The 4522-nt window shown below is 47.8% G+C and carries 9 protein-coding genes; 8 read left to right on the top strand and 1 reads right to left on the bottom strand.

Annotated elements, in window-relative coordinates:
- The first annotated feature begins 208 nt into the window (after positions 1-208).
- From KDK19_RS07730 to KDK19_RS07700, 8 genes are all read left to right on the top strand, one after another.
- The gene (locus KDK19_RS07730; protein WP_257253701.1) at positions 209-436 is read left to right on the top strand and encodes an HNH endonuclease; all 228 of its coding nucleotides are present in this window, start codon (positions 209-211) and stop codon (positions 434-436) included.
- A 57-nt stretch (positions 437-493) separates the two neighbouring features.
- Entirely contained in the window at positions 494-766 is a 273-nt protein-coding gene (locus KDK19_RS07725) for a hypothetical protein (RefSeq protein WP_257291680.1), read from the top strand.
- A 2-nt stretch (positions 767-768) separates the two neighbouring features.
- A complete protein-coding gene (locus KDK19_RS07720) occupies positions 769-1053 on the top strand; it encodes a CopG family antitoxin (protein ID WP_257253696.1) in 285 nt (94 codons plus the stop codon).
- Between the two features lie 52 nt (positions 1054-1105).
- Positions 1106-1603, top strand: coding sequence for a DUF29 domain-containing protein (locus KDK19_RS07715; RefSeq protein WP_257253694.1), 498 nt, complete (start codon positions 1106-1108; stop codon positions 1601-1603).
- A complete protein-coding gene (locus KDK19_RS07710; RefSeq protein WP_257253693.1) occupies positions 1600-2088 on the top strand; it encodes a DUF29 domain-containing protein in 489 nt (162 codons plus the stop codon). The genes KDK19_RS07715 and KDK19_RS07710 overlap by 4 nt, the downstream gene beginning before the upstream one ends.
- Before the next feature lie 150 nt (positions 2089-2238).
- Positions 2239-2364, top strand: coding sequence for an HNH endonuclease (locus KDK19_RS24335; RefSeq protein ID WP_368736449.1), 126 nt, complete (start codon positions 2239-2241; stop codon positions 2362-2364).
- 30 nt (positions 2365-2394) lie between these two features.
- Positions 2395-2655 carry a type II toxin-antitoxin system RelB/DinJ family antitoxin gene (locus tag KDK19_RS07705; RefSeq protein ID WP_257280657.1) on the top strand — a complete coding sequence of 87 codons (261 nt, stop codon included), beginning with the start codon at positions 2395-2397 and terminating at the stop codon, positions 2653-2655.
- A 2-nt stretch (positions 2656-2657) separates the two neighbouring features.
- Positions 2658-2927 carry a type II toxin-antitoxin system YafQ family toxin gene (locus KDK19_RS07700; RefSeq protein ID WP_257253690.1) on the top strand — a complete coding sequence of 90 codons (270 nt, stop codon included), beginning with the start codon at positions 2658-2660 and terminating at the stop codon, positions 2925-2927.
- A 139-nt stretch (positions 2928-3066) separates the two neighbouring features.
- On the opposite strand, the gene KDK19_RS07695 is transcribed toward KDK19_RS07700, so the two are convergent.
- Positions 3067-4242, bottom strand: coding sequence for a hypothetical protein (locus KDK19_RS07695; RefSeq protein WP_257253688.1), 1176 nt, complete (start codon positions 4240-4242; stop codon positions 3067-3069).
- Positions 4243-4522 lie beyond the last annotated feature (280 nt).

Genomic DNA, 4522 nt, shown 5'->3' with positions numbered 1-4522 from the left:
CGTTCAGTTCCTTTTTGTATAAAAAGTTCAGAGCATTTAATTCAAGTCGCACACTCTTAATTGCACAGAAAGAGTCCAAGCAGGGTTCATCCAATAAACGACAACATGTGGCTCAAAGTGCTCAACTACTATGAACCCCGTGACAAACGTTACCGGCAGGCTGATGGCCGTTGACGATGTGGTCAACAAAAAAGGCGTCTATGGATAATTGCTGACGGGCAATGAAAAACACCTGAATCTGCGAGCCTTTACGAACAGCCAGAAGTACACCCTTTATGAGGGCCAGAAAGGCATCTGCAACCAATGTGAAGAGTCCTTCAATACCGACCAGATGGAAGCCGACCACATCACCCCTTGGTCAGAGGGTGGCAAGACTGAGCTGGAGAATGGTCAGGTGCTTTGCCGGGAGTGCAATCGCAGAAAGTCCAATCACTGAGTTACGATTGTCCGGTCCAATTGATGACAAAAGGCACACACCCTCTATACTTCTCTCATGAAACGCTTTAACTGGAACCCCCAGAAGAATCAGCAGCTGATCCTGGAACGGGATCGGTCCTTCGAGGAAGTTATTTTCCACATAGAGAATGGCGGCCTGCTGGATGACATCGCCCATCCTAACAAGCAAGCCTATCCCCATGAGCGGATCTTTGTGGTGAATGCACAAGGTTACGTCTGGTTGGTGCCTTACGTGGAAAGCGAGCAGGAGTACTTTTTAAAAACACTGATTCCCAGCCGCAAATTTACCCATGACTATTTAGGAGATTGAACATGAAAAAAACAACACTGGATAACGAGGAGCAAACGTTGCTCGATGCCCTTGAACGGGGTGAATATGAATCCGTGATGACGCCTGAGCGCAAGGCGATGCTGGAAGCGGCGGCCAGAGAGACGTTTAAAAAGGATAAGCGTATTAACATCCGCATTTCCCAACAGGATCTGCTGGCGATTCAGTCACGGGCCCGGCGGGAAGGGATTCCATACCAGACACTGGTGTCCAGTATTCTCCATAAGTACCTGTCCGGCGCTTTGCGGGATGTCTCAACGCTGCCTTAACAATGGGGTGGCCATCACCTCATTACATGAATGACAAAAGAGGAGATCACCAATGGATAGTTTATACAAAACCGACTACACCGCATGGCTAGGCCAGCAACGGGAGCTACTGGCCCAGCGCCAATTTGACCAGCTTGACTTAGACAATCTGTTGGAGGCGATGGAGTACGAGATGGGTAATTATGTTGAAAATTTGGAGTCTCATCTTGTTATTTTGGTATTGCATCTTTTGAAGTATCAGTATCAAACGTTTGTACTCAACCCGCAGCGTCTGGAACCAGAATATTTCAGAAGCTGGCACGACAGCATCTCTAACGCACGTAACGACATTAACGACTTGATTAAAAAACACCCACACCTACAACCCCAGCAGGATGAGGCTTTAGCAAACAGTTACCCTAAAGCCAAAAAAAGGGCTATAGAGCAGATGAACCGATTTATAACTAACAAGCGTCACCTTATGAACAAAAACAGTTTTCCCAAGGAATGCCCGTGGACGTTTGAACAGATCACGACAGAAGACTGGCTGCCTGGGGAGGATGAAGAATGAAAAGTTTGTACGAGACTGACTATCACCAATGGCTAGGCCAGCAGCGTGAATTGTTGGCCGCTAAGCAATTCGATCAACTGGACATCGACAATCTGTTGGAGGCTCTGGAACACGAGATGGGTAATGACGTCAGAGAATTATGTTCTCATTTAGTGATATTGTTGGTTCATTTGCTCAAATATGACTATCAGAAACGAATTCTGAAAGACCCTTGGGTGGAAGATAAAGTTCTTCAGTCATGGATACCCAGTATCAACAACCCTAGAGATGAAATTGATCTTCACGTTGAAGAAAACCCTTACTTGAGCAATTACTTTCAAGAATCACTCGAAAAAGCCTACGTCAAAGCCAAAAAAAGCGCTATGGAAGAATTAAACCGTTACATAAAAACAGAAAGCAAGCGGCTGAATAAAAACAGTTTTCCCAAGGAATGCCCATGGAGCTATGAGCAGGTTACAGAAAGGGGTTGGCTGCCCGGCGATTAATTACTCATTGATCAAGTACAGGCAAGGTGATCAATAATCAACCCACCTTCCCCAGCAACGCTTCCCGCTCTTCCCGACTCATCCCCCGCAACATCTCTGCCAGCAGACTGTGCATCTCACCAATAGGCGGCTGAGGAACGCCAGAAAGGCATCTGCAACGAGTGTGAAGAGTTCTTCGACATCAACCAGATGGAAGCCGATCACATCACCCCATGGTCAGAGGGCGTATACAGGCTCTTGAATGTTGAATTGTGTCCCGTTTGGCCTACACTATAAAACGCCATTCAATAATCAGAGGGAACCGTCATGAGCAAAAGCGCTGTCGTCAAAGCCAGAGTGGAACCTGAGCTGAAGAAACAGGCTGAAGCGGTGTTTCGCAAGATCGGGCTGAACACGACACAGGCCATTACGCTTTTTTATACGCAGGTTGAGTTGTGCAACGGGTTGCCGTTTGATGTGCGTATTCCTAACGAAGAGACTTTGAAGGCTTTCGGGGAAAGCGACAAAGGGGAAGGGTTGGTAGAGTGCAAAGATCTGGATGACCTGTTTAAGAATCTGGATATTTAAGCGTGTTGATTCCCGTATTTTTAAACCGCTTTCAGAAGGATGTTAAAAAAGCGAAGAAGCAGGGGAAAGATATGGACAAACTCAAGTTTATCACCCGCCAGCTGGTAGAGCAGATGCCCCTGGCTGCCAGGCACAAAGATCACCTTTTAACCGGGAATTTTAATGGCAGGCGGGAATGCCATATTGAGCCAGATTGGTTGTTAATCTACAGGCTGGACGATGATCGCATTGTGTTTGAACGGCTCGGGAGTCATTCCGAGCTGTTCAGATAGGAATCAGTTGCAACCGCCCCATGAGAGATTGAAGTATTCAGCCTCAATTCAGAGTCGCTTCAACTGCGTGCAAGTGCGGTTGAACTCAGCGTTAGCTGCCAGTGTTCACCAATGATTCGATGGCTGACAGTTGAGTCTGTCAGTTAAACAGAGTTGAGAGATAATCCAGGGGCGCGTAAAACTTTTTCCACTGAGTCCATCCGGTCTCTGAAAGGCCTTGTTCCAGTGAATAGCCATAAACGACGTAGCCTGAAAGACCGTTGACAACCGCGAAAGTCAACGCAGGCATCAGAGTGACACCGGCTTTGATAAACGGGTCGTTTGAGGTTATCTTCAAACTGCCCAGCATAAGCAAGGCTCCGACTCCGCCGAGGATCATAGTTCCAGCTTCGGCAACAGCTCCAATTCCGAATCCGATTCCGGCCCCGGCTAAGGCTCCGACTAATGCCCCTGCGGCTCCGACTGAGGCTACGGCTGTCGCTCCGGCTCCGACTCCGGCTCCGGCTCCTACGAAGATTACGGCCCCGACTCCAGCTCCTGCTATGACTTCGGTCTTTGTCTGTCTGTCCACATCAATTGTTAGCACTGAAATAATTCCCGAGAGAGTACCCACAATCACTGCGCTGACAACAGAAGCAAGAGTCGCTTTTGCTGGCCTGTAGCCTTTATGGATCATCGCTTCATAGGCGACAGCCCCTGCCACAATCCCATTCATCATAGAAAATATTTCATATTCCCCAGCCAAATACCATTCGGTTGCAATATCCCTTGTACTCATTTTTCTTAGAATTAGCGCTGAAATAGCGCTGGCTCCGGTTCTTGTTAACGCTTCAGAAGCAAGGTAGATCATGACTACAACAGGCATGTGCTCCCTCTTTATCGTACTAGCGGCATTAGCTGCCATTCCTGCACCGGCAAAATACAAGGGTCTCCACCAGCGCTGTTCCAGAGGCCAGGGAGACACATGCCCGGCCAACGCTACTTCGGCAGTGGTGATCACGGGAGCCAGCTGCGAACAGAAATCTGTTTTCAACGGCTCCAGCTCCTTTGTATCCGATGCAGCCAGATCATATGTGCTTGAAAGCCCGGAGACTATTCCCGCTGTTTTACAGATACCCCACCATACTCCCAGATTGAGCAAGGTGGACAAAGAGACTCCAGCAAGGCTTTCCGTTAGCTCAAGCCCGTTTGCCACCAGTACGGAATCATTAAGAGGCTCAAGAAAATCAAAATCTTTTTTTGAGGGGGGGCTGGCTTGTGCCATCGAATAGAGCAAGCACAAAAGTAACGGACATAGGTTGAATGAGTTATTCATGGTGACTTCCCAGCTACAGTGATTGAACTGGAAATATAGATTCTATTCGGAGCTATGAGTGACAATGTTCATAACTACAAAGTGCGTTGCAAATAAGACAACTATCAAATGCTTCCAATAGACTGAGCCTCCGGCAGAGCGACTGAAGCAGGCATTAGCTGCCTGAGTTTACCTCTGGCTGACAGTTGAATCCGTCACTTAAAAAGAGTCGAGAGATAATCCAGAGGCGCATAGAACTTTTTCCACTGAGTCCAGCCGGTCTCTGAAAAGCTTTGTTCCA

The sequence above is a fragment of the Endozoicomonas sp. ONNA1 genome (assembly GCF_024606325.1).
Classification (GTDB): domain Bacteria; phylum Pseudomonadota; class Gammaproteobacteria; order Pseudomonadales; family Endozoicomonadaceae; genus Endozoicomonas_A.
The sequence above is the reverse complement of the archived record's forward strand: the minus strand, read 5'-3'. Positions and strand labels throughout refer to the sequence as shown.